The 24,381-nt window shown below is 72.5% G+C and carries 21 protein-coding genes and 1 pseudogene; 16 read left to right on the top strand and 6 right to left on the bottom strand.

Annotated features, from left to right (window positions below; all coding sequences use genetic code 11):
- Positions 1–61 precede the first annotated feature (61 nt).
- From ACTWLT_RS23390 to ACTWLT_RS23355, 8 genes are all read left to right on the top strand, one after another.
- A complete protein-coding gene (locus ACTWLT_RS23390) occupies positions 62–1,459 on the top strand; it encodes an FAD-binding oxidoreductase (RefSeq protein WP_252420013.1) in 1,398 nt (465 codons plus the stop codon).
- Positions 1,456–2,799: a class I SAM-dependent methyltransferase gene (locus tag ACTWLT_RS23385; RefSeq protein ID WP_445320235.1), complete on the top strand. Its 1,344-nt coding sequence runs from the start codon at positions 1,456–1,458 to the stop codon at positions 2,797–2,799. The genes ACTWLT_RS23390 and ACTWLT_RS23385 overlap by 4 nt, the downstream gene beginning before the upstream one ends.
- Before the next feature lie 91 nt (positions 2,800–2,890).
- On the top strand, positions 2,891–3,448 hold the full coding sequence (locus ACTWLT_RS23380) for a winged helix-turn-helix domain-containing protein (RefSeq protein ID WP_252420010.1): 558 nt from the start codon (positions 2,891–2,893) through the stop codon (positions 3,446–3,448).
- Entirely contained in the window at positions 3,441–4,319 is an 879-nt protein-coding gene (locus tag ACTWLT_RS23375; RefSeq protein WP_252420009.1) for an SRPBCC family protein, read from the top strand. Before ACTWLT_RS23380 ends, ACTWLT_RS23375 begins: the two co-directional genes overlap by 8 nt.
- A gap of 113 nt (positions 4,320–4,432) precedes the next feature.
- Positions 4,433–4,666, top strand: a complete 234-nt coding sequence (locus tag ACTWLT_RS23370; protein ID WP_252420008.1) for a zinc-ribbon domain-containing protein — start codon at positions 4,433–4,435, stop codon at positions 4,664–4,666.
- Positions 4,667–5,020: 354 nt separating this feature from the next.
- Positions 5,021–7,393 carry a putative bifunctional diguanylate cyclase/phosphodiesterase gene (locus tag ACTWLT_RS23365; RefSeq protein ID WP_445320234.1) on the top strand — a complete coding sequence of 791 codons (2,373 nt, stop codon included), beginning with the start codon at positions 5,021–5,023 and terminating at the stop codon, positions 7,391–7,393.
- Positions 7,394–7,443: 50 nt separating this feature from the next.
- The gene (locus ACTWLT_RS23360; protein ID WP_252420006.1) at positions 7,444–8,202 is read left to right on the top strand and encodes a MerR family transcriptional regulator; all 759 of its coding nucleotides are present in this window, start codon (positions 7,444–7,446) and stop codon (positions 8,200–8,202) included.
- A gap of 120 nt (positions 8,203–8,322) precedes the next feature.
- Positions 8,323–9,108 (top strand): hypothetical protein, encoded by a 786-nt coding sequence (locus ACTWLT_RS23355; RefSeq protein ID WP_445320233.1) that lies wholly within the window; start codon positions 8,323–8,325, stop codon positions 9,106–9,108.
- A gap of 8 nt (positions 9,109–9,116) precedes the next feature.
- Here ACTWLT_RS23355 and ACTWLT_RS23350 read toward each other — a convergent pair whose 3' ends face one another.
- A complete protein-coding gene (locus ACTWLT_RS23350) occupies positions 9,117–10,496 on the bottom strand; it encodes a serine hydrolase (RefSeq protein ID WP_445320232.1) in 1,380 nt (459 codons plus the stop codon).
- 159 nt (positions 10,497–10,655) lie between these two features.
- The gene (locus tag ACTWLT_RS23345; RefSeq protein WP_252418650.1) at positions 10,656–12,206 is read right to left on the bottom strand and encodes a gluconokinase; all 1,551 of its coding nucleotides are present in this window, start codon (positions 12,204–12,206) and stop codon (positions 10,656–10,658) included.
- Between the two features lie 300 nt (positions 12,207–12,506).
- Between ACTWLT_RS23345 and ACTWLT_RS23340 the strand changes: the two genes are divergently transcribed.
- The 6 genes from ACTWLT_RS23340 (at position 12,507) to ACTWLT_RS23315 (ending at position 18,574) form a co-directional block, all read left to right on the top strand.
- On the top strand, positions 12,507–13,646 hold the full coding sequence (locus ACTWLT_RS23340; protein WP_445320231.1) for a hypothetical protein: 1,140 nt from the start codon (positions 12,507–12,509) through the stop codon (positions 13,644–13,646).
- 45 nt (positions 13,647–13,691) lie between these two features.
- On the top strand, positions 13,692–14,237 hold the full coding sequence (locus ACTWLT_RS23335; protein WP_252418647.1) for a WapI family immunity protein: 546 nt from the start codon (positions 13,692–13,694) through the stop codon (positions 14,235–14,237).
- Positions 14,238–14,330: 93 nt separating this feature from the next.
- Entirely contained in the window at positions 14,331–15,104 is a 774-nt protein-coding gene (locus tag ACTWLT_RS23330; protein WP_445320230.1) for an alpha/beta fold hydrolase, read from the top strand.
- A 131-nt stretch (positions 15,105–15,235) separates the two neighbouring features.
- Positions 15,236–16,375, top strand: coding sequence for an epoxide hydrolase family protein (locus tag ACTWLT_RS23325; protein ID WP_445320229.1), 1,140 nt, complete (start codon positions 15,236–15,238; stop codon positions 16,373–16,375).
- Between the two features lie 79 nt (positions 16,376–16,454).
- A complete protein-coding gene (locus ACTWLT_RS23320) occupies positions 16,455–17,231 on the top strand; it encodes a PPOX class F420-dependent oxidoreductase (RefSeq protein WP_445320228.1) in 777 nt (258 codons plus the stop codon).
- Positions 17,232–17,323: 92 nt separating this feature from the next.
- Positions 17,324–18,574: a hypothetical protein gene (locus ACTWLT_RS23315; protein ID WP_445320227.1), complete on the top strand. Its 1,251-nt coding sequence runs from the start codon at positions 17,324–17,326 to the stop codon at positions 18,572–18,574.
- Positions 18,575–18,601: 27 nt separating this feature from the next.
- Here the strand turns inward: ACTWLT_RS23315 and ACTWLT_RS23310 are convergent, their stop codons facing one another.
- From ACTWLT_RS23310 to ACTWLT_RS23295, 4 genes and pseudogenes are all read right to left on the bottom strand, one after another.
- On the bottom strand, positions 18,602–19,039 hold the full coding sequence (locus tag ACTWLT_RS23310) for a VOC family protein (protein WP_445320226.1): 438 nt from the start codon (positions 19,037–19,039) through the stop codon (positions 18,602–18,604).
- 14 nt (positions 19,040–19,053) lie between these two features.
- Positions 19,054–19,421, bottom strand: a pseudogene (locus ACTWLT_RS23305) (VOC family protein).
- 165 nt (positions 19,422–19,586) lie between these two features.
- Positions 19,587–19,907, bottom strand: a complete 321-nt coding sequence (locus ACTWLT_RS23300) for a GYD domain-containing protein (RefSeq protein ID WP_445320225.1) — start codon at positions 19,905–19,907, stop codon at positions 19,587–19,589.
- A gap of 174 nt (positions 19,908–20,081) precedes the next feature.
- Positions 20,082–22,217 carry an MMPL family transporter gene (locus ACTWLT_RS23295; RefSeq protein WP_445320224.1) on the bottom strand — a complete coding sequence of 712 codons (2,136 nt, stop codon included), beginning with the start codon at positions 22,215–22,217 and terminating at the stop codon, positions 20,082–20,084.
- A 109-nt stretch (positions 22,218–22,326) separates the two neighbouring features.
- Between ACTWLT_RS23295 and ACTWLT_RS23290 the strand changes: the two genes are divergently transcribed.
- Together ACTWLT_RS23290 and ACTWLT_RS23285 are read left to right on the top strand one after the other, a co-directional pair.
- The gene (locus ACTWLT_RS23290; protein ID WP_445320223.1) at positions 22,327–23,631 is read left to right on the top strand and encodes a sensor histidine kinase; all 1,305 of its coding nucleotides are present in this window, start codon (positions 22,327–22,329) and stop codon (positions 23,629–23,631) included.
- Complete coding sequence (locus tag ACTWLT_RS23285) at positions 23,583–24,227, top strand: LuxR C-terminal-related transcriptional regulator (protein ID WP_252418630.1); 645 nt, start codon at positions 23,583–23,585, stop codon at positions 24,225–24,227. The genes ACTWLT_RS23290 and ACTWLT_RS23285 overlap by 49 nt, the downstream gene beginning before the upstream one ends.
- The last annotated feature ends 154 nt before the right edge of the window (positions 24,228–24,381 follow it).

Raw genomic sequence — 24,381 nt, 5'->3', positions numbered from 1 at the left:
GACGGGAAATGGCCATCGTCGACATCCCACCGAATTCTGGGTACGGGCGTAAGGTGATCACATGCGCGCTGAGCGTGTGGATCACTCGATTGACCATGATCAAGCGGTGGACACGTTGCGGCGGTCGTACGCCGCGGTGCCCACTGGCGAGCCTGTCCGGCTCGCCAAACGAACCTCCAACCTGTTCCGCCCCCGGTCCGCTCCCCGGACCCCGGGCCTCGACGTGAGCGGCCTCGGCCGGGTGCTCTCGGTCGACCCGACCGGGCGCACGGCCGACGTGCAGGGCATGTGCACCTATGAGGACCTGGTCGACGCGACACTGCCGCACGGGCTGATGCCCCTGGTGGTGCCGCAGTTGCGCACCATCACCCTGGGCGGGGCGGTCACCGGCCTGGGGATCGAGTCGACCTCCTTCCGCAACGGCCTGCCCCACGAGTCGGTACGGGAGCTGGACGTGCTCACCGGCACCGGCGAGATCATCACCGCCCGGCCGGACGGCGAGCACGCCGACCTGTTCACCGCGTTCCCCAACTCGCTGGGCAGCCTCGGCTACGCCACCCGTCTGCGCATCGAGCTGCAGCCGATCGGCCGGTACGTGGCGTTGCGCAACATCCGGTTCACCCAACTGGAGGCGCTCACCGACGCGATCGCCGAGGTGACCGCGACACGGTCCTGGGCCGGCGAACCGGTCGACGCGATGGACGGGGTGATGTTCAGCCCCGGTGAGGCGTACCTGGTGCTGGCCAGGTTCACCGACGCGGCCGACCCGCCCAGCGACTACACCGGCCAGGCGATCTACTACCGGTCGCTGCGCCAGCGCACCCGTGACGTGCTGACCGCGTACGACTATCTCTGGCGCTGGGACACCGACTGGTTCTGGTGCTCGGCGGCGTTCGGCGCGCAGCACCCCGTGGTGCGCCGGCTCTGGCCGTCGCGCTTCCGGCGCAGCGACGTCTACCACCGGCTGGTCCGGCTGGAACACCGGCACCAGGTGGCCGCCCGGATCGACCGGCTGCGCGGCCAGCCGGCCCGGGAGCGGGTGGTGCAGGACGTGGAGATCCCGCTGGAGAACACGGCTGACTTCCTGCGCTGGTTCGCCGGCGCAGTGGGGATGAACCCTGTCTGGCTCTGTCCGTTGCGCCTGCGCGAACCGGCGGGTCCCGGTTCCGCGAGGTCCTGGCCGCTGTATCCCCTCCGGCCGGGGCAGGACTACGTCAACATTGGGTTCTGGGGGAGCGTGCCGATCGCGCCCGGCGCCGCCGACGGCGACGTCAACCGCACGATCGAACGCAGGGTGTCGGAGTCCGGCGGGCACAAGTCGCTCTACTCCGACGCGTACTACGACCGGGACGCCTTCGACCGCCTCTACGGGGGTGAGACCTGGCGCGCGGTGAAGGACCGCTACGACCCGGACCACCGGCTGACGGGACTGTACGAAAAGGCGGTAGCACGAGCATGAGCCTGACCGACCGAGACCAGGGGGCGGCGAGCGCCCCGGCCACCCCGCCGGCGGGGGGCCGGCAATCGGGACCGACCGTGGCGGACGTGGTCCGTGCGGTCACCGCCGGGCCGCTGCCGGTGCGCATCACCGGGTACGACGGCAGCGCCGTCGGCCCGTCCGACGCCGGCATCACCCTGGCGATCCGTTCCGAGCGCGGCCTGTCGTACCTGCTCACGGCCCCCGGTGACCTGGGCATGGCCCGGGCCTACGTCAGCGGCGACCTGGCGTTGCAGGGGGTGCACCCGGGCGACCCGTACGAGGCGCTGCGGGTGCTCAAGGACGAGTTGCGGCTGCGCCCGCCGTCGCTGGCGGAAGGGTTGGCCCTGGTGCGTGGGCTGGGCTGGGAGCGGCTGCTGCCGCCGCCGGCCCCGCCGCAGGAGGCCCAGCCCCGCTGGAAGCGGGTGATGAACGGGCTGCGGCACTCGCGGGTGCGGGACAGCACGGCCATCTCGCACCACTACGACGTGTCGAACGCCTTCTACGAGAAGGTGCTCGGCCCGTCGATGACGTACACCTGCGCGGTGTACCGGTCTCCGGACGACACACTGGAGCAGGCCCAGGCGGCGAAGTACGACCTGGTCGCCGGCAAGTTGGCGCTCAAGCCGGGGATGCGGCTGCTGGACGTGGGCTGTGGCTGGGGTGGCATGGTCCGGCACGCGGCGCGCGAGTACGGCGTCAAGGCGCTCGGGGTGACCCTGTCGAAGGCGCAGGCGCAGTGGGCGCAGGCGGCGATCGAGCGGGAGGGTCTGACCGGGCTGGCCGAGGTGCGGCACATGGACTACCGGGACGCGCCTGCGGAGCAGTTCGACGCCATCTCCTCGATCGGGTTGACCGAGCACATCGGGGTGCGCAACTACCCGGCCTACTTCGGGGCGCTGCGCAACCGGCTGCGGCCGGACGGCCGGCTGCTCAACCACTGCATCACCCGGGCGGACAATCGGGCGCCGCACCGCTCGGGCGCGTTCATCGACCGGTACGTCTTCCCCGACGGGGAGTTGGCCGGCCCGGGTCGGCTGATCAGTGAGGTCCACGACGCCGGGCTGGAGGTGCACCACGAGGAGAACCTGCGCCAGCACTACGCGCTGACGCTGGCGGCCTGGTGCCGCAACCTGGTGGAGCACTGGGACTTCTGCGTCTCGGAGGTCGGCGCGGGCACCGCACGCGTGTGGGGGCTGTACATGGCCGGGTCGCGGATGGCGTTCGAGCGCAACGGCATCCAGCTGCACCAGGTGCTGGCCACCCGCAACGGCCCGGAGGGCCAGACCAGCTACCCGTTGCGGCCCGACTGGCTGCCCTGACCGTCCTCGCCCGAAGCCGCGCCGAAAAGTCGGCGCGGCTTTTGGCGAACCGATTGACAAACAAGTTTTGTACGTACAAACTGATTTTGCCATGAGAGAAGTCCTGTACCTGGAGCAGATCGAGCAGGCCGAGGTCCTGCTCAAGCCGCAGCGCGTCGAGGTGCTGCGGCAACTGGCCGAACCGCGCACCTGCACCGAGGTCGCGGCCCGACTCGACCAGACGCCACAGCGCGTCTACTACCACGTCAAGCAGCTCGTCGCGGCTGGCCTCGTCGAGCTGGTCAAGGAACGCAAGGTCCGCGGCATCACCGAGGGCATCTACCAGGCCGCCGCCCGGTCCTACTGGCTGTCCCCCCGGCTCATCGGCCGCATCGGGCTGCGCCGGGCCCGCGACGAGCTCAGCCTGGGCTACCTGCTCGACCTGATGGAGGAGGTCCAGGCCGACATCGCCGGGCTGGACAGGGCGGCGCCCGAGCTGCCCTCGATCGGGGTGTCCGGCGAGATCCGGGTGCCGGCGGAGCTTCGCCAGGAGTTCCTGCACGACCTGCAAAGCGCACTTCAGGACCTGTTCACCCGCTACGGCGGCAGCGAAGGGGATGCCTTCAAGCTCGCTGTCGCCTGCTATCCGAAGGGAAACAACCATGAGTGACCCGATGAAGGTTCAGGCCCGCCTCTCCGCGCCCGTCGGGCGCGTCCGCCAGGCACTGACCGACCCGGCCGAGCTGCGACTCTGGCTCGCCGAGCACGCCGAGGTCGAGCTGCCCCAGCGGTACGAGTTCTGGGGCCGGTACACGCCCGAGGGCGACGCACCGCACCAGCGACTGCTGCACGCCGACGACGACACGCTGCGCTTCGGCTGGCTGCTCGACGGCGTGGAGACCACCACCGAGTTCCAGCTGACCGCCGAGAGCCCGGACAGCACCGTGCTGACGCTGACCCAGAGCCACTTCGACTTCAACGAGGCGATGACCGGCTCCAGCATCCGCGGCGTGCTGCAGACCTTCTGGGCGCTGGCCATCGCCAACCTCGCCGCCCACCTGGAGGGCCGGTCGCTGCTGCCGAAGACCGACTTCACCTCCTCCGACCTGCGCGGTGAGCTGGTCATCGCCGCCCCCGCCGACAAGGTGTGGGAGTCGCTGACCGACTCCGAGCAGGCCAGCGCCTGGTTCGGCTACCCGATCGGCATCGAGCCGTGGGCCGGTGGCCGCTACGCCATGGGCGGCTTCGACGCCGGGTACGCGGCCAAGGTGGTCGACGTGGAGCCGGGCCGGAAGATGAGCGTCGACTGGGGGCCGGTCGGCGTCACGACCTGGGAGCTGGCCGAGTCCGGTGGCCGGACCACGCTGACCTTCGTGCAGAGCGGCTTCGACGAGAGCAACCCCCCGTACGCGGCCTGGAGCGGGTCGCTGGCCGGGCTGTACGAGCTGCGCCGCTACCACGAGGTGCAGGCCTGGCAGCCGATCTGGCTCGCCGCCGACGTGCCGGGGCTGGAGCCCGAGCCGACCGCAGCGGCCAGCTGACGGGGTGGACCCCTGCGGCGAGCGCCGGTCCCACGGCACCACGGGCCGGCGCTCGCCGCGTATCCGGCGGCATTCCCGGTGATATCCGAGCCTGGAGTGGGTACTGGCTGGCGATGTTCTTCATCTTTGGTCTGCGTACCAAGGTCGACCGGTCCGGTGTCGTGCAGCAGGTCTGCCGGCACTGCGGCAACCACGCCGCGCAGGTGATCACCCGCCGATCGACCAAGTTCACCCTCTTCTTCATACCCCTCATCCCGATCCGCACCCGGTACGCGCAGCAGTGCACGTTCTGCGGGGCGCAGTACGAGATCTCCAGGGCCGACGCCGAGCGTCTCCCGGTCGGCTGAGCCGTCGATGGCCCGCTTCCTCTGCTGGTTGATCCGCCGGCCACCCCCGCCGGTCAGCCCTCCGGTGCACACCGCCGCACGCCCGCCCTGCACGCCCGGCCGGCGCAAGCACCGCCGCGCCCGCCGCCCGCTGGCGGGCACCGGGTTGCCCCGCTCCCCCTGGAACCGTTCCGGCGGCCGCTGACCGCGTACCAGAGGACGCCCCTCCGGCGCGGCCTCCTGTGTGGCCGGACCGGCTCGATGTGGGCGGCCGTCCGGACCCTGGCGGGCGTCCCGGGCGCTGGCTAGGCTTTCGGGGTTTGCCGTGGACTCCGTCCGTCCGAGGGTGCACGCACGACGACGAGCCGGAGCGACGTGTCGCGAGAGGACCTGAAGCAGGCTGCGGGGGAGTCCACCTCGGAGCCGGCCGGCGCGCCGCCGGCCCCCGCCGATGCGACCCTTCCGACGCTGGCACCAGCCGCACTGGACGCGAGTGGTGGGCAGAGCGCCGTCGCGCCGGCCCGGCCGGGAAGAGCCGGACTCGTCGTCGCAGCCGGTGTCCTGCTCGTCGAGGCGTTCTGGCTGGTCGCCGCGCTGCCCGGCGCGGCGCTGGTCAGCGACGTGGGCGCGCTCCTGGTCGCCGGCTGGGCCACCGTCGCCTGTGCCGGGGTGGCCCGCCGGCACCCGGTCCCGCTGCGCCGGTTCTGGACGCTGCTCGCGGCCACCATGGCACTCGCCGCGCTCGGCCGGGCGATCTGGACGGCGCAGCGGCTCGGCGGCGGCGACCTGCCGCACACCCCGCTCGTCGGGGCGATCTTCACCGCCGGCATCCTCACCGGCACCGCCGCGCTGCTCAGCTCGCCCTCCGCGCCGCGCACCGGTGTGGGGCGGGCCCGGACGCTGCTGGACGGGGTGATCGTCGCGCTGGCCCTGGTGCCGATCGGCTGGGTGCTGGTGTTCCGTGGCGTCGCCGCCGCCGAGCTGGCCGACCCGGCGCGCACGCTGGGGCTGCTCTACCCGATGTTCGACCTGATGCAGCTGACCATCCTGGTGGCGGTCTCCGGCCCGGCCCGGTCGGTGTGGCGGCCGATGAGCGTGCTCGCGGCGAGCCTCACCATCCGGGTGGTCGCCGACGTCGTCTACGTCTCGCTGGTCGCGCGCGCCGACTACGCCGCCGGTCACCCCATCGACCTGTGCTGGCCGCTGAGCTACCTGCTGATCGGCCTGGCCACCCGCAACCCGCCACCACCGGACTGCGACGGCACCGACGACACCGCCGAGGCACCGGTGCCGCCCTGGTGGCGGGTGGCTCTGCCGTACCTGCCGGTGGGCGGGGCCATCATCGCGGTGGTGATAGCCCGGCGGCCCACCGGGCAGACTCCGCACCTCGTGTTCGTGACCATGATGGTGCTGCTCGCCGCCCTCGCCGTGCGGCAGGGCCTGGCCGCCAACGAGAACCTGCGCCTCGTGGCCCGGCTGCGCCGGCTCGCGTACGGAGATCAGCTCACCGGGCTGCCCAACCGGCTGTTGTTCAACCGGCGGCTGCGCCTGGCCCTGCGCGACGGGCGGCCGGTGGCCGTGCTGCTGCTCGACCTCGACGGGTTCAAGCAGGTCAACGACCGGTTCGGGCACGCCACCGGCGACACCCTGCTGACCGGGCTGGCAGCTCGCATGCGGGCCGCCGTGGACGACGACGGCATCATCGCGCGGCTGGGTGGCGACGAGTTCGCGGTGCTGGTCGACGGCGACCGGCCCGTACCCCCGGAGCGGCTGGCCCAGCGGCTGCTGGACGCCCTGCGACCCTCCGACGGTGACGACGACGTCGGAGTGCACCCGTCGGCGAGCATCGGCATCGCCGAGTACGGCCCACAGCACGCCTCCCACACCGACCTCCTGCGCGACGCCGACATCGCCATGTACGCGGCCAAGGCGGCCGGTAAGTCCGCGTACCGGACCTGCACCCCGGCGCTGCGCGAGTCGGCCGTCTCGCGGGCCGAGCTGATCGCCGACCTGCGCCGGGCGGTCGACGAGGAGCAACTGCACCTGGAGTTCCAACCCATCGTCGACCTGGCCACCGGCGCGGTACGCAGCGCCGAGGCGCTGGTGCGCTGGCGGCACCCCCGGCTCGGGCTGCTGCCGCCGGCGAAGTTCCTGCCGCTGGCCGAGGAGACCGGGCTGATCCTGCCGATCGACCGCTGGGTGATCCACGAGGCGTGCCGGGCCGCCGCGACCTGGCGGGACCGGGTGCCGGAGGCGACGGTCGCGGTGAACATCGCCGCGGCGCACCTGCGCAGGCCCGACCTGATCGCCACGGTCACCGCGGCCACCGCCGGCGCCGGGCTGGCGCCGCGCGCGTTGACCCTGGAGCTGACCGAGTCGGCGCTGATCGAGGGGACCGACGCGGTGCTGGAGCGGCTGCGCCAGCTCCGGGACCTGGGCATCCAGATCGCCATCGACGACTTCGGCACCGGCTACTCGTCGCTGAGCTACCTGCACCGCATCCCGGCCACCGAGCTGAAGATCGACCGTTCGTTCGTGGCCCGCCTCGGCACCGACGACGACCGGGCGTACGCCACCGTGGAGATGGTCACCCGGCTGGCCGGCGCGTTCGACCTGGCGGTGGTCGCCGAGGGGGTGGAGACCGAGCGGCAGCACGCGGCGGTCACCGCCATCGGTTGCCCGCGTGGCCAGGGCTATCTGTACGGGCGGCCGGACGCCCCCGCGACGGTGGGTCAGAATCGGCCTTGACCCTGACGTAGCGGCAGGCGGGAGCCTGGTTCCCGGAAGGGAGGGGAACCATGGCGTACACGGTGGGACAGGTGGCGAAGGTCGCCGGCGTGACGGTACGGGCGCTGCACCACTACGACGAGATCGGACTGCTCTCGCCGAGCGGGCGGACCCCGGCCGGCTACCGCCGCTACGACGACGCGGACCTGGAACGGTTGCAGCACGTCCTGTTCTACCGGGAGCTGGGTTTCCCGCTGGAGGAGATCGCCGCCATCATCGACGACCCGGCAGCCGACCCGGCCGCGCACCTGCGCCGGCAGCACGAGCTGCTGACGGTACGAATCACGCGGTTGCAGGAGATGGTCACGGCGATCGAGTTCGCGATGGAGGCGAGCAAGTTGAACATCCAACTCACCCCCGAGGAGCGGTTCGAGGTCTTCGGCGACTTCAACCCGGAGGAGCACGAGGCCGAGGCCGAGCGGCGTTGGGGCGACAGCGAGGCGTACCGGGAGTCGAACCGGCGGGTCTCCCGCTACAGCAAGGACGACTGGCTGCGGATCAAGGAGGAGAACGAGGACTGGGGCCGGCGCATCGTCGCGGTGCTTGCGTCGGGCGTGCCGGCGGACAGCCCGGAGGCGATGGAGCTGGCCGAGGAGCACCGGCAGATCATCAGCCGCTGGTTCTACGAGTGCTCGTACGAGGTGCACACCGGGTTGGCCGACATGTACATGGCCGACGAGCGGTTCACCCGGCACTACGAGGACATCGCCCCGGGGCTTGCGGCGTACCTGAACGAGGCGATCCACGCCAACGCGATCAGCCGCGCCTGATCGACCGGGAGGCCGACCCGGAACAGTGGTCGGTGCGGTCCGGCTAGTCTGGCCGGACCGCACCGCGGTGAGCGTCGATCGGCCACCGGCCGGCGGGCGTGCCGATCGGGGGAGATGACCGTGGAGAAGCCGAAGCTGGTCGCCGCTGGCGCCGTCCTCGCCGTGGCGGTGGCCGTCGGCGCGTGGGCGCTGGTCACCGGCGGCGACGAGCCGGACGCGGGCCCTCCGGCGGCCGACGCGTCACCCGCACCGGCCGCGACCGACCCGGTCGGTGTGCTGGTCGCCGCCGCCACGAAGGTCGACCAGCAGTCGTACCGGCTGACCGTCGGCACAGGTGGGGCGGCGGGCGGGGACAGCACGGTGCTGCTCTGGGACCCGAAGGCGCGGCGCGGACTGGAGACCACCTCGCTGAAGGTGCCCAACGGCGAGGTGAAGATCGAGCGGCTGACCACCGGCCCGGACGTCTACGTGCGGGTCAGCGCCCCGGACCGCCGGATCCCGGTCTGGGACGGCCGGACCTGGTGGCACGTGGGCGCTCCGAAGGCGCCGGGCGCTCAGCCGGGCCTGGACAACACCAGGCTGGCCGGCACGTTGACCGCGCCGGCCCAGGTCCGGCAGACCGGCGTCCGCGAGTACGCCGGCACGCTGGACCTGCGCGAGAGCGGCGCGGTGCTGGGCAGCGGCGTCGGCAAGGTGCTCGGCGAGCGGGCCGGCGCCGTGCCGTTCACCGCCGCCGTCGACGAGCAGGGACGGCTGGTCCGCTACCGGATCGAGTTGGCCAGCGAGCAGTCGCAGACCGCGCAGCTCGACCTGACGTACTCGGACTTCGGGCTGCCGGTGGCGGCCGATCCGCCGGCGGCCGACCTGGTCGGCGAGGATCCGCCGGCGAACATCCCGGGCGCCTGACCCTCGGCTCACTCCTCGTACGCCCCGTCCACGCCGGTGACCAGGAAGTCGTAGACGGTGCGGGCCATCCGGCGGACCGTCTCGTCGCCGGTGTCCATGGGCCCGGCGGTGAGGAACGCGACGGCGGTCTCCGAGCCGGGGATCAGGTAGTAGCCGACGTCGTGTGAGGCGTCCGGCAGGTCCCCGGTCTTGTGCGCGACCGGCACGCCGGGCGGCAGCGCCGCCGGGATCTTGGTGTTCAGGGTCTGCTCGCGCATGAAACCGATCATCAGGTCGCGGGAGGCGGGGGTGAGGATCTCGCCGTCCCAGACCGCGCCGAGCAGCGACACGACGTCGTCCGGGCTGGTGTAGTTCTCCTCGCCGCGCTGCGCGGCCGCGCTGTCGAGCATCCTGCGGGCGAGGATCGTCGAGCGCTGGTTCATCGAGTCGATCAGCGCGTTGACCGGGGCGAACCCGCCCAGGTAGGTGATCAGCACATTGGCGGCGACGTTGTCGCTGTACTTGATCAGGTACTGGGCGAGCCGGTGCAGGGTGACCACCTGCGGGAACGTCTCGAACTGCAACTGGCCGGTCCCGCCGACCACGTCCGCCGGGGTGACCAGCACGCCGTCGTCGAGAGAGACCTGTCCACAGTCGACGCGGCGGAGCAGCTCGACCAGGATCCACAGCTTGATGACGCTGGCCGCCTTCGGGCGGAGCGCGCCGTTGACGGCGATCTGCTGGTCGCCGTACCGGCCGGACAGATCGCGCACGGTGACCCCGGCGGGGTTGAGGCTCGCGTCGGCGACCACCCGGGCGAGTTGCCCGCTGAGCGGGAACAGCCGCGCCCCCGCGACCGGGTCGGTGGGCGGCTGCGGGCTGGTGACCACCACGCCGGTCAGGTCGGTCGGCTGGTGGTGCCGCCGGATCACCTGGAGACTTCCCTCGGCCCGCCCGACCAGGGGCACCCGGTAGCGGTAGCTCGTGCCCCCGACGGTCACCTCACCGCTGGCGACCCCGGCGGCCACCCGCATGTCGGGGTCGGCGACCCGGCCGGTGTCGCCGTCGCAGGCCCGATAGCGCACGGTGTGCCCGAGCGAGTCCACCGCGAACACCCCGCCGGGGAACGACAGCCAGGACACCTCGCTGGTCGGCGCCCGTTCCGGGGTCGGCTCCACCCCGGGCTCATGCCCCGCCTCGGGATCTCCGCCCGGCTCGGCTCCGTACCCCTTGTCGGTTTGCTGGCCCGGCTCGGCTGCGGACCCTGGGCCGGGGCCTGGGCCGTCCGCGGTGGCGGGCCCGGTCGTCGCGACCACGACCAGCGCGACCGCCGCCGTCAGCCACTTCAGGGCCGCCCGGCTGACTGGACCCGGCTGGGAAGATGAGGACTGCTTGTCGCTTTTTTTCACGTTTGCACGATATGAAGCGGCGGGGGTGCCTGGGGCGGTCGAGGCTGGCGTCACCCGTCCGGGCGGCCGCGTCCCGACGACCGCGATACCTCACGGGTGACTCTGAGGTATCAGCGCCTCGAGCGACATCGCCCCGCGCCGCCGGGCCGGCCGACGGGGTCACGCCGATGGCGCGGCCGGCACGGGATCCGTGGGCAGTCCGGGTGCCAGCCGGCGCATCGAGGTGAAGGCGGGCACCAGCGCCTCGTACAGCTCGGCGAAGAGCGGCAGCAGGGATGCGTACGTGGCGGCCGCGGCCGGGTCGGGGCGGATGGTCTCCTCGATCGTCACGAGGTCGGAGGCCACGTCGATGCTGGGGATCAGGCCCAACGCCTGCATGCCGAGCAGGGCCGCGCCGAAGCTCGACCCCTCGGGCCCGGCCGGAAAACTCACCGGCAGGCCGAGCACGTCGGCGAGCATCTGCCGCCACAGCCCGCTGCGGGCGAAGCCGCCGCCGGCCCGGACCTCGCGGACCTCGTTGCCGGCCGCGCGCACGGAGGTGAGCACCAGCGCGAGTTGCTGACAGACCCCCTCCAGGGCGGCCCGCACCAGGTGCTCGCGGCGGTGCCCGTGGGTCAGCCCCACGTACGCGCCGCGCGGCAGGGCGCTCCAGTGCGGTGCCCGCTCGCTGTGCAGGTACGGCAGCATGATGAGCCCGCCCGAGCCGACCGGCGCCCGGGCGGCCAGCGCGACGAGCGCCGCCTCGGAGTGCGCGCCCAGGTCCGGGGCGAGCGCTTCGGCGGCCCAGCGGAGGACGATGCCGCCGTTGTTGATCGCGCCGCCGACCGCCCAGCGGTCCTCGGTCAGCGCGTAGCAGAACACCCCGCCGAGCGGGTCCACGCCGGGCCGTTCGACCATCACCCGCATCGCGCCGCTGGTGCCGATCGAGCAGGCCACCATGCCGGGGTGCACCGCGCCCAGGCCCAGGTTCGCCAGCGGCCCGTCGCCGGCGCCGACCACCACGGGGGTGCGCTGCGGCAGCCCGGTGGCCGCCGCGGCCTGCGGGGTGAGCCCGGGCAGTACGGCGGTGGTGGAGACCAGTTGGGGGAGCTTTTCGTCGGTGATGCCGGCGATGGTCAGCGCCTCGCTGTCCCACTCCAGTCGGTGGATGTCCATCAAACCGGTGGCCGAGGCGATGGAGTGGTCGGTGACCAGGAGGCCGCAGAGCCGCAGCAGCACCCAGTCCTTGATGCCGACCCAGTGCACGACCTGTTCGAAGAGCTTCGGTTCCTGCTCGGCGAACCAGAGCAGCTTGGGCAGCGGCGACATCGGGTGCATCGGCGTCCCCGTCCGCCGGTGCAGGGCCAGGCCGGAGGGCACCGCCCGCAGGCGCTCGGCCTGTCGGGTGGATCGCGAGTCGGCCCAGGTCAACGACTGGGTCAGCGGGACACCGGCCCGGTCCAGCCCGATCAGGCTGTGCATGGCCGAGCCGAACGACAGCCCGGCCACCGGCGCGGCCAGATCGGCCACCACCGCGCGGATCGACTCCAGCACCGCGTCGAGGATGAGCTGCGGGTCCTGTTCGGCGTACCCGGGTTGCGGGTCGTCCAGCGGGTAGCCGGCGGTGTGGGCGGCGAGCTGTCGTCCACTGGTGTCGTACGCGACGACCTTGGTGCTGGTGGTGCCGATGTCGACCGCGACCACCACTCCGGGCCGGCTGTCCTGCGGCACGACCCTCACCCCCTCCGTACGGCGATGCGGCGGCATCGCCACCCGGCTGCGGCTGACGTTACCGAGGCAGCGGCCACCGCGTACGGCACGCCAAAAAGGTGAGTCTCCGCCGGCGGGTCGTTCTCCGCGCCGCGCGGCGACACTCCGAACCGCATGAACGCCGACAGCAGTATCGCCCTATCGTGTGGATTGCTCCGCCGATCGGCCACTTCGCCCCGTTCTGGCGTGTCCGGGCGGCGCGTCGTTGCTGTTAACACGAGTGACACCCCGGTTGGTGGCCTGCGCGACGGAGGAGTCGGCGTGGCAAAGACTGATTCGACGGGTTCCACTTGGCGGTACCGGTGGGCGCGCCGGCAGAACGTTCGGCGGGTCAGCACGTTCCGCGGCGCTGAGGCGGCGTGGCGGCGACGCGACGACGAGCTACGGCGGCTGCGTGCCCTGGCCGCCGACTTCCAGGGCTCCGCGGCGGCCGGTGCCGGCCTGCCGCTGGAGCTGGCGGGCGACGAGGTGGTGCTCTGGGTGCTGCCCGCCGCACAGTTGGTCGAGGTGCGGCACACCACGGTGCTGCCCGCGCCGGACCTCACGGTCGCCCCGCCGGCCGGGCCGCTGCGCCCGCGTCGCCCCGACGGGGTCCGGGTCACCGACGCCGGCATGGCCGTGATCACCAGCCGTCGGCTGGTGCTGCTCGGCGGACGCGGCCGGCGCGACTGGGCGTACGGCCGGATGACCGGCCTGGGCCACGACCCGGCGGCGCCGGTGACCCTGATCCAGGTGCTGGACCGGCGGGGTACCTCCGGGTTGATGCTGCCCGCCGACGCGGCGGCGGACTTCCGGTTCACGCTCACCCTGGCCTTCGCCGACGCGATCGAGCAGCGGGCCGCGGTGCTCGCCCAGCTCGACGAGTTGATCGCCGAGCACGCCCAGCTCAAGCCGTTCCGGCCGGCGGCGGCCACTCCCGCGCAGGCCCGGCTCTCCGCGCTGGTGCCGGGCGGCCGGCGAACCGTCGCGGTCGCCGCGGCCGTCGCGCTCCTGGTGCCGGCGGCGCTGCTGGAATCGGACCCGTCCGACCCGACCGGCCGTTCGGAGGTCGCCGTCGCCGCCACCCCGGCGCCCACTCCCAGCGCGATCCCGGCGCTGGCCCTCCCGAAGCCCGCGCGCAGCACCGCACCGAAGTCGACGAAGTCGCCGCGCCCGTCGCCCACCCCAAGCCGGGACCCGCGTTGCGGCGCGCCGCAAAACCCGCTGGGGTACGACTTCTGCGGCGGAACCCGGATCCGCCGGCCCGCCACCGAGGTCTGCGACTGGTTCGACTGCGCGCCGCAGTTCTGGTCGGGTCGGGGCTACCTGGTGCAGTGCCGCGACGGCTCGGTCAGCCTGACCGGCGGCCGGTCGAACGCCTGCGCCGAGCACCGTGGCGTGCGGCGGACCATCTGGAAGTGACTGATTTGGGGGTAAACGTCCGCTTCGGTCAGCCAGAATGATCGGGTGGAGATCCGGTCCGACGATGGTGCCCGGGTGCGGATCCGCCCGATCGGCTACCAGCCCGGCATCGACCCGCCCGACGACCCCGACCGAGCCGTGCCCGGTTGGCGCGACTGGCTGCTCATCGAGGTGGACGCCCGCACCGCCGACGGTCAGACCTGGTCGCACCACTACCCGAGCCTGATGGTCGAGGAGGCCCGCGCCCTGGGCAGTTGGCTGCGCGGGCAGGCGGAGGCGGCCGTCGGCCCGAACCCGCCGGCCGCGGTTGTCCGCTTCACCGAGCCCAACCTGACCCTGCGGACCCGGGTCATCCGCCGTCGCCGGCTGGAGTTGACCGTCGAGTTCTCCGCCGAGTCGCTGCCACCGTGGATGCGCCGCCCGCCCACCGCGATCTACCCGCTGATCCTCACCGTCTCCGCGGATGCCCTCGCGGTGGCCGCCGAGCAGTGGGCCGGGCACTGCGAGGCGTACCCGCCGCGCACGCCGTCGCGGTTTCCGGCCCGAGGTCCGTCGCCAGGCCCGATGACGCACCGGAAGCGGGCCGGCTGACCGGCTCGGTGCGCCACAGTGTCGGACGAGCGTGATACCTCTGCGGTGTCGATACGCCCGGGTCGGGCGGTACCTCCGCTCGGAAGGAGCCCGATGTCCGGCTACGTGAGGCTCGGCGAGGTCAACACGTTCTACGAGCGCGACGGCGCGGGAGATCCGCTGGTGCTGCTGCACCCCGGCTTCGCCGACTCCCGGGCGTTCGGGCAGAACGTGCCGGGGCTGGCGGAACGGTTCACCGTCTACCGGCCCGACCGGCGCGGGCACGGTCGTACCCCCGACGTGGACGGCCCGATCAGCTACCAGCAGATGGCCGAGGACACCATCGCGTTCCTGGAGCAGGTGGTCCGCGGGCCGGCGTACCTGGCCGGGCACAGCGACGGTGCTCCGGTCGCGCTGCTGGTGGCGCTGCGCCGCCCCGACCTGGTCCGCCGGCTGGTGCTCGCCGCCGGCGTGTTCCACCACGACGGCTGGATCGACGGCGCCGTCGACCTCGACGAGGAGACCGTCGCCTTCTTCGTCCAGTACCACGGCGAGGTGTCACCGGACGGGCCGCAGCACTTCCCGATCGTCAAGGCCAAGCTGGACCGGATGCACCACGAGGAGCCCACGCTGACCGTCGCCGACCTGGCCGGATACCCCGGCCCGGCGTTGGTGATGGTCGCCGACGACGACGAGGTCCGTGTCGAGCACACCCTGGCATTGCGCGACGGGCTGCCGCAGTCGCAGCTCGCCGTGGTGCCGGGCACCACCCACGGCCTGCTCGCCGACAAGCCCGACCTGTGCAACCGGCTCATCATCGACTTCCTCACCGAGCCGATCGGTTCGGCGGTCGCCCCGGCGGGGGCGGGCGGCAACGGGCAGGGGTAGGGTGACGTCCGTCAGCCAAGAGAGGAGGTGAGCCCGGTGACCACCAATCGTCATTCCTGGGCGCTCCTCTCGGCCGTCCCCCTCAGCTGACCTTTCGCGTCGGGGAGTGCGCCCTCCTTATCGGAGGATCAATGTCTTTCTCCCCGTTCCGCATCGACGTGTCCGATGCGGTCCTCGACGACCTGCGGGCCCGACTGGCCCGTACCCGATTCACCGACCGAAGCGGCAACGAGCCGTGGCAGGGCGGCGTCGACCCCGACTACCTGCGGGACCTGGTGTCCTACTGGCGTGACGGCTTCGACTGGCGGGCCCGCGAGGCCGAACTCAACGCGTACCCGCACCACCTGGCCGTCGTCGGCGGCCGGAAGCTGCACTTCCTGCACGTCCGCGCCGCCCGCCCGGCCGGCGCGCCCGCGCCGCTGCCGCTGATCCTCAGCCACGGCTGGCCCAGCAGCTTCGTCGAGATGCTGCCGCTGGTCGACCGGCTGACCGACCCCACCGGGCACGGCGGCGCGTTCGACGTGGTGGTGCCCTCGCTGCCCGGCTTCGGCTTCTCGGACGTACCGGACGAGCCGGTGACCCGGGCGCTCCTCGCCCGGACGATGCACGAGTTGATGACCGACGTGCTCGGCTACGAGCGTTACGGAGCCTTCGGCGGGGACGTCGGCGGGGCGGTCACCGGCTGGCTCGGTGCCCTGTACCCGGAGCAGGTCGCCGGCATCCACATGATCCACCCGCCGTTCCCGGCCAGCTTCGACGACCGACCGCTGTCGGCGGCCGAGCAGGCGTACCTGGACGCCGAAACCGCGTACGACCAGACCGACGGCGGGTACAGCGCCATCATGGGCACCCGACCGGACACCCTCGCGGCGGCGCTCGCCGACTCCCCGGCCGGGCTTGCCGCCTGGCTCGTCGACAAGTACCGGGACTGGAGCGACAACCACGGGGACCTGGCGAACAGCTTCGATCGGGACACCCTGCTCACGATCATCACGCTGTACTGGGCCAGCGGAACGATCGGCTCGTCGTTCCGGCAGTACGTCGACTTCGACCACAACACCCCACGACCCGACATCACCGTGCCGGCTGCGTTCACGGTGAGCACCGAACCCGGAATGGCCAACTTCCCCCGCTCGATCGCCGAGCGGGCCTGCACCGACATCCGGCACTGGAGCGAGCCGGGCCGGGGCGGGCACTTCATGCCGCTGGAGGAGCCGGACCTGCTCGCCAGCGAGATGAGGCAGTTCTTCACGTCACTGCGCCCGTCATAGGCAATGGTGGGGCCGGGCCGGTCGTCGGCCCGGCTCCACCCGCGTGTCACGCCCGGGCTCGCCGTCTCGTCACGGGCGTATGAGAACCATCGTGCGACCCGCCGCCGCCCTGCTCGGCCTGGCCACCGTGATCGTCGGCGTGTGGGCGCTGCTCTCACCGGCCTCGTTCAGCGACTGGGCGGGCTTCCCGCCACACCGGCACTTCGTGCACGACATCGGCGCGTTCCAGCTCGGCATCGGGGTGACCCTGCTGCTCGCCACCATCTGGGCCGACGCGCTCACCGTGGCCTTCGCCGGCTACGTGGTCGGCGGGACGGCCCACACGGTGGTGCACGTCGCCGACCGCAATCTCGGCGGCACCACCGGGCAGACCGTCGCCATCGCCGGTGCCGTGGTGGTGGCCGGAGCGGCGTTTGTGTACCGGTGGCGCGAGCAGGGCTGGGTGCTCGGCACGGTCTCGCCGACCGGTGTGCCGGCCCTGGCGCCGTTCGGCCGGCAGAAGACGGTGCTGCTGACCACGTACCGCCGCGACGGGCGACCGGTCGCGACGCCGGTGAGCATCGCGGTGGTCGACGACCGGGCGTACGTGCGCAGCTTCGAACGGGCCTGGAAGACCCGGCGGATCGGCAACAACTCGACGGTAACCGTGGCGGCCTCGACCGCGCGTGGCGTGCCGACCGGCCCGGCCGTGCAGGCCACCGCCCGTCGGCTGACCGGCACCGAGTACGACGGCGCCGCCCGCGCGTTGCGCCGCAAGTACCCGCTGCTGCACGGCGTGCTCGTGCCGCTGCTGCACCGCCTCGGGCGGCGCAGGACCGGCCGTACCGTGCACTTCGTGCTGGTGCCGAAACCCTAGTCTGTCAAATCTCTCCTTTCGGGAACAAAGGGAAGCATCGATCCCACCGGCGTTCCCTGTCACGTACATGAGCGGTTGTACCGCGTGTGACCGTGACCTCACGCCCCACCGCTCCCGGACTCCAATGGCGGATCGCCTGGGCCGAGCGCGAGAACGAACGGCGGCGACGCGCCTACCGCGGCGCGACCGACGCCTGGCTGCGACGCAACGACCACCTGACCCGGCTGCGGATCGAGGCCGCCGGGTTCCTCGGGTGCACCCAGCCGCGTACCGGCCTGCCGGTGGACCTCGCCCACGACGAACTCGTCTTCCGGGTCGTCCCCCTCGCGAAGCTGGTCGAGGCCGAGGCGCGGCACGTCACCGGCCTGCCCACACCCGGCCCGCTCACCTGCGCCGACACACCCGGCAACACCCTGCCGACCGGCCTGAGGGTCGTCGACGCCGGCCTGGCCGTCGTGACCAACCACCGAATCGCCTTCGCCGGGCGCGACCATCGTCGGGAGTGGAGGTACGCGGACCTGACCGGCCCCGCGCACCATCCCGACGTCCCCCTGACCCTGCTGCACGCCGACGACCGCGGTCCGCTCGCCGGGCTGCTCGTGCCGGCCACCGCCGCGGTGAACTTCCGCTTCTACCTGACCCTCGCCGTCGCCGCCCTCGCCGGAGAACGCGCCACCGTCGTCGCGCGACTCGACGCCCTGCTGGACGCCCACCGTCGCGCGCGGCCGACACCGCTGCCGTTCGTCGGCCCGGACGAAGCGCCCCTGACGGCCGTACGCCCCGATCGCCGGATGATCGCCGTGGCCGCCGTCACGGCGATGGTGGTCGCGACGCTCGGTCCTGGGGCTTTCGGGCCGGAGACGGGCGGCCCGGTGCAGCGGGTGGATGCCGGCGTCATCGGCACGGTAGATCTGCCGCTGGACGCCGATGCCGTCCTTCCCGTCCTTCCCGTCGGGCCGGTGGTGCCGGAACGGGGGAGGGCCGGGTCGGTTGGCCGTGCGGCGCAGCCACCCGCAAGTGAGTCGCCGTCCAGGCCGTCGGCGTCAACGGTGGGTGTGCCCGTGCGGCCGGTGGCTCCGTCGTCGTCTTCGGCACCGTCGACCGCTGTGCGCTCGTCGACCGCTCCGGCCCCGTCCGCCAGCTCGGCGCCGCCTGCTCCGGCTCCGACCACGGAACCGCCCCCGGTGGCCCGCCCGACCCTGCCGACCGCATCGGCCTCGCCGACTGCACCGGCCCCGACGACGAGCCCGGCCTCGTCGGATCCCGCCCTGCTGAGGGTCTGCCTGGATCCCCTCCAGCTCCCGCTGGTGGACCGGCTGCTCTGCCCACCAACCGGCGAGTGATCCGTTCCCAAGCCGATTTGAGCAGCGTCAGCCCGTGGTGCCGAAGTCGGGGACGGTGATGGAGCCGTCGGGGCCAAGCGGGAAGCCGGGGTTCCAGGCAATTTCCCAGACGTGACCGTCCGGGTCGATGAAGTAGCCGGCGTAGCCGCCGTAGAACGTCTCCCGGGCCGGTTTGGTCACCTCGGCCCCGGCGGCCACCGCTGCGGCGATCACCTCGTCGACCTCCGCCCGCGAGCGGACGTTCTGCGCCAGGGTCACCCCGCCGAACCCGTCGGTGTCCGAATCGTCGACGCCCCCGTCCTCGGCCAGCTTGTCCCGCCCCCACAGCACCACCGCCAGGCCGCCGGCCTGGAAGAACACCGTTTCCTCGACCTCCTGGCCGCGCCAGCCGAGCTGCTCGTAGAACGCCTTGGACCGCGCTACGTCCGCGACGCCGAGGGTGACCAGGCTGATTCGCTGTTCCATGCCGGTGGATCCAATCACTCGGGGGCGTGGCAGACGGCTTCGACGTTGTTGCCGTCCGGATCGCGGACGAACGCGGCGAAGTAGGTCGGGTGGTACTCCGGCCAGACCCGGGGCGGGTGCAGCACCTCCGCGCCGGCTTTCACAGCGGCGTCGTGGAACGCCTGGACACTGGCGCGGTCGTCGGCGGTGAAGGCCAAGTGCAGCTCGCGGGCCTCGCCGGGGGTTTCGGTCGGGCCCAGCCAGAAGTCGGGACGCTCGCGGCCGTAGCCGATGACGTTCGGGAACTCCAGCAGACGGCGGCCGCCGAGCGGGCGAGCACGGCGTCGTAGAAGTCGGCGCTCGCCGCCACGTCGCGGACCTGCACCGACAGGTGGTCGATCATCGAGGGCTCCTCCAAGCGACTCCGGGCAGGGATGACGCCACGCTAACGGTGGGGTATGACGTGCCCCCGCGTTCGTAGCGGCCGCCACGGGACGGCGCCAAGTCGTTCCGCCCGGGTGCACCCAGCCGCGCTGTCACCCGGCAGGTGCGCTGGATCGGCGGGCGCTCACCTCCCCGGAGGCTGGTACTCGGCCTTCCGCTGGGTCGCCTCGTCGACCTCGCTCGGGGTCAGCACCGGCGTGATCTTCGTGTCCACGCCGCCCGACGCCCGGATCGCGATGGCCAGCCCGGCCGCCGCGGCATTGTCGGGGAGGTCGCACAACACGTAGGTGTCGTGATCACCGAACCCGAAGTACAGCGACTCCATCTGCCCGCCGGCCGCCTCGATCGACTTGCGGACAACCTCGGCGCGCTTCGTGCCGCCGTCGTTGGCCAACCCCTTGACCCCGTCGACGGTGTAGGTCGACCTCAACAGGAACTTCGCCATCCGGATGTCTCCTCCCAGGGGATCGGCGCTGCCCGGCCGCCACCACGCTTGCGCGTACCCGGCGGCGGAGTGGCTAGTCATGAGCCCAGGGCCGGATCCGCGCCGGCGGGCGGAGCAGGTCGGCAGCCAGGCCCAGCGCGCGATCTGGCCGGGCTGCCGACTCCTGCGGGATTCCTACGACGCCGCCGGTGCCCGCTCGGTCGGCGGCGCCGCGACCGGCCGGATCCTTGGCCGCGCCAGGGCGCTCGGCCACCAGGTGCGGGGGCCGATGTGCAGCGCCAGCGCCGGGACGAGCAGGCTGCGGATCAGGAACGTGTCGAGCAGCACCCCGACGCCGATGATGACCGCCGTCTGCACGGACGGCACCAGCGGCAGCACGCTGAGCGCGCCGAACGTGGCGGCCAGCACCACGCCCGCGCTGGTGATCACCCCGCCGGTGACCGTCAGTGCGTGCAGCACGCCGTTGCGGTGCCCGAGCAGCGCCGCCTCCTCCCGCGCCCGTGTGCTGAGGAAGATCGTGTAGTCCACGCCGAGGGCGACGAGGAACAGGAACGTCTGCAGCGGAATCCCGACGAACAGGTTCGGATAGCCCATCGCGTCGAGGATCAACCCGGCCGCGCCCATCGCGGCGACGTAGGACAGGACCACGCTCGCGAGCAACAGCAGCGGCGCGACCAGCGCGCGCAACAGCAGCACCAGGATGACGAAGACGACCGCCAGCACCAGCGGCACCACGACCCGGTTGTCCCGGCTGACGGTCCGCTCCTCGTCGATCAGGTACGCGGTGTCCCCGCCGACCAGCGCCTGCGCACCCGGCACGGCATGCACCGCCGCGCGGAGCCGCTCGACCGTGTCCAGCGCCGCGTCGCTGTCCGGCGTGTCGGCCAGGACCGCGGCGATGCGTACCCAACGGCCGTCCGGCGAGCCTTCGGGCTCGCCCACCTCGGCGACCCCCGGCACGGTACGGGCGGCGGCCACGACCTGCTCGGCCGGGCCGGCGGCGGCCAGGATCTCGGCGGGCGCCACCGACCCCCTGGGGTAGTGCGCCTCGATCATCCGCTGGCCGGTGACGGAGCCGACCTCCTTGGTGAACGACTCGTCGTGCGGCATGCCGATGCTGAGGTTCACCATGCCGAAGCTCAGCGCGACCAGCACCGCCGTCGTACCCAGCCACACCGCGCGGGGTCGCCGGCCGACGAACCCGGCGATGCGGCGCCACAGCCCGTGCTCGGCCGCCACGTCGAGCCCAACCGCGTCAGGCGAGTACCGGGGCACGAACGGCCAGAACAGCCACCGCCCGAAGATGACCAGCACGGCCGGCAGCAGCGTGGTCATGGCCAGCAGCGCCGCGACGATCCCGACCGCGCCGACCGGCCCGAGCCCCCGGGTGGACGGCAACTGCGCGGCGAGCAGGCACAGCAGACCGAGCGCGACGGTCGCCGCCGACGCCGCGATCGCGCCGATCGACCGGCGCAGCGCGACGGCCATCGCCGTGTGCCGGTCGGCGTGCCGGCGCAGCTCCTCCCGGTAGCGGGCGATGAGCAGCAGGGCGTAGTCCACACCGACACCGAAGACCAGCACCGTCAGGATGCTCTGGCTCTGGAAGTCCACGGCCAGCCCGGCGTGTCGGGCCAGCAGGTACACCACCGCGCTGGCGAGCTGGTTGGCCAGCGCCACGGTGATGAGCGGGATCAACCACAGGATTGGGCTGCGGTACGTGATGAGCAGCAGCAACGCGACGGTGGCCGCGGTCGCCAGCAGCAGCGCGGTGTCCATGCCGGCGAACGCGTCGAAGACGTCGTCCTCCCCGCCAGCGGGACCGGTGAGCGCGGTCCGCAACCCATCCGGTACGTCCGCGGTCAGGCGGTCCTTGATGGCGGCCACGGCGTCGGCGCGCTGGTCGGCGTCCCCGGCGACGGGAAAGGAGAGCAGCAGCGCCTGCCCGTCGTCGCTGGGCACCGGCGGGGACACCTGACCGCCATCGGCGTGCGGGGTGAACGCCGCCCGGTCGCCGTCCACCTTGGCGCGGTCGGCGTCGGTGAGCCCACCCTCGCGGGCGTAGACGGCGACAGCGAGGGGCTTCTGCGAGTCCGGGAACGCCTCCTCCGCCCGCTGCGTCGCCCGGCTCACCTCGGCGGTGGCGGGCAGCGCGCCGAGGCTGTCGTTGTCCTGCACCTCGGTCAGCTTGATCGCCAGCGGCCCGGCCGCCGCGACGAGGACGAGCCAGAAGACGAGCATCATGTACTTGCTGCGTCGGCCGGACGGCATTGCGGCCAGTCGGTGCCGCGCGGTTTCCTTTTGCCTGGTCATGCCTACGATCCTTCGGCCGTCGCAGGTGGAAGGCAGGGGTGGCAGGTCCCGAAGGCAGGTGGTGGTAGCACCACCGATTCCGGTGGCGCATCGGGCGGAGAATGACGCCGTGGACAGCTCCGTACGCTCGACCATCTGGCAGCAGCTCCGGCCCGGCGCCCTCGCCGCCGTGCAGGGCCTGGCCGTGGCCCTGCTCAGCCTGAGCACCAACGTGGCGCTGTTCGCACTGTCGGTGGTCTCCCTCGCGCTCATCCCCGCACTCGGCATCGGGTTCGCGCTCTTTCCCGCGGTCACCGTGCTCGTACGGCTGTCGCTGACGGCGCAACGCCGGCTGAGCCGGTGGGCCGGCACGCCGATCGCGTCGCCGTACGCGCCGGTGCCCGCCGGCGCCCGGCTCGGCACCTGGCAGCGGTTCCGGTGGGTGGTCTCGGACCCGGCGACCTGGCGTGACTTCGCCTGGCTGATCCCCGGCACCATCACCGGCGGCGTCTGCCTGCTCGCGTTCGCGCTGCCCGCGTACGGGCTGGAGGGCGCCCTGTTCGTGCCGCTGGTGCTCTACCTGACCATCGACTGGTACGGCTACGGCGTGTTCTGGCCGATGGACAATTTCGCGAAGGCGTGGCTGTCCGCGCCGCAGGGTTGGCTGCTCATCGCTGGCGGGCTGGCCGTCGCGCACTGGCTGGTGTGGCTGCACTTCCGCTTCGCCGGCTTCTTCCTCGCCCCCACCCGGGCGCAGGAGTTGGCCCTGCGGGTCCGGCACCTCGCCGCCACCCGCGCCGACACCATCGACACCCAGGCCGCCGAGCTGCGCCGCATCGAACGCGACCTGCACGACGGGGCGCAGGCCCGGCTGGTCGCGCTGCGGATGAGCATCGGCCTGGCCGAGAAGCTCATGGCCGACGACCCGGCACGGGCGGCGCGACTGCTCAGCGAGGCGCAGGAGACCAGCGGTCACGCCCTCGCCGACCTGCGTAACCTCGTGCGCGGCATCTACCCGCCGGTGCTCGCCGAACGCGGCCTCCCCGGAGCGGTGGAAGCCCTCGCCCTGACCGCACCGCTGCCCGTGGACGTCGACGTGCAGCTGCCCGGCAGCCCACCCGCGGCGGTCGAATCCGCGGCGTACTTCGCGGTGGCCGAGGCACTGACCAACATCGCCAAACACAGCGGCGCTCGGCGTGCCTGGATTCACGTCGTGCACCGCGATGGCGTGCTGAGTCTGGTGGTCGGCGACGACGGCCGGGGCGGTGCGTCGCCGGACGCGGGGACCGGCCTGGCGGGTGTGCGACGCCGACTGGCAGCCTTCGATGGCACGATGACCGTGCAGAGTCCGCCCGGCGGACCCACCGTCGTGACCATGGAGCTGCCGTGCGAGTTGTCATCGCCGAGGACCTCGCCCTCCTCCGGGACGGGCTGACGCACATCCTCGACGCGTACGGACACCAGGTGGTCGAGGCGGTCGCCGACGGGCCGTCCGTCCTGCCGGCACTCACCCGCCACCGCCCCGACATCGCCGTCGTCGACGTACGCCTCCCGCCCACCTTCACCGACGAGGGCCTGCAGGCCGCCCTCGCGGCCCGTGTGGAGATGCCCGGGCTGCCGGTCCTCGTGCTGTCCCAACACGTCGAGCAGCTGTACGCCCGGGAACTCCTCGCCGACCGGAGCGGCGGAGTCGGCTACCTGCTCAAGGACCGGGTGTCCAACGTCGGCCAGTTCATCGACGCGCTCCGCCGGGTCGCCGACGGCGGCATGGTGATGGACCCCGAGGTGGTGTCCCAGCTCCTGGCCCGGAACAGCGGCGTTCAGCCGCTGCAGGACCTGACCGCCCGGGAGCGGGAGGTGCTGGGACTGATGGCCGAGGGACGGTCGAACGCGGCGATCGCCGGGCGGCTGTTCGTCACCGAGAAGGCCGTCAGCAAGCACATCAACAACATCTTCAGCAAGCTGGGCATGCCGCCGTCCGATGACGACAACCGGCGGGTGCTGGCGGTGCTCGCCTACCTGAACAGTTGAAACTCGCCCAGCCCCCGGAGCCCAAGCATCCGAAAAGGAGTACCGGGCGACGGTAGTCTGCACAGCGGGTAGCGAAGACTGCCGGCAGAGTGACGGGCGGGTGCCCTGGGCGCTCCAGGCCCCAGACGTCGGTGGTGCCGAACACACGGGGGAA

This window comes from Micromonospora yongxingensis, from assembly GCF_052601155.1.
The sequence above is the reverse complement of the archived record's forward strand: the minus strand, read 5'-3'. Positions and strand labels throughout refer to the sequence as shown.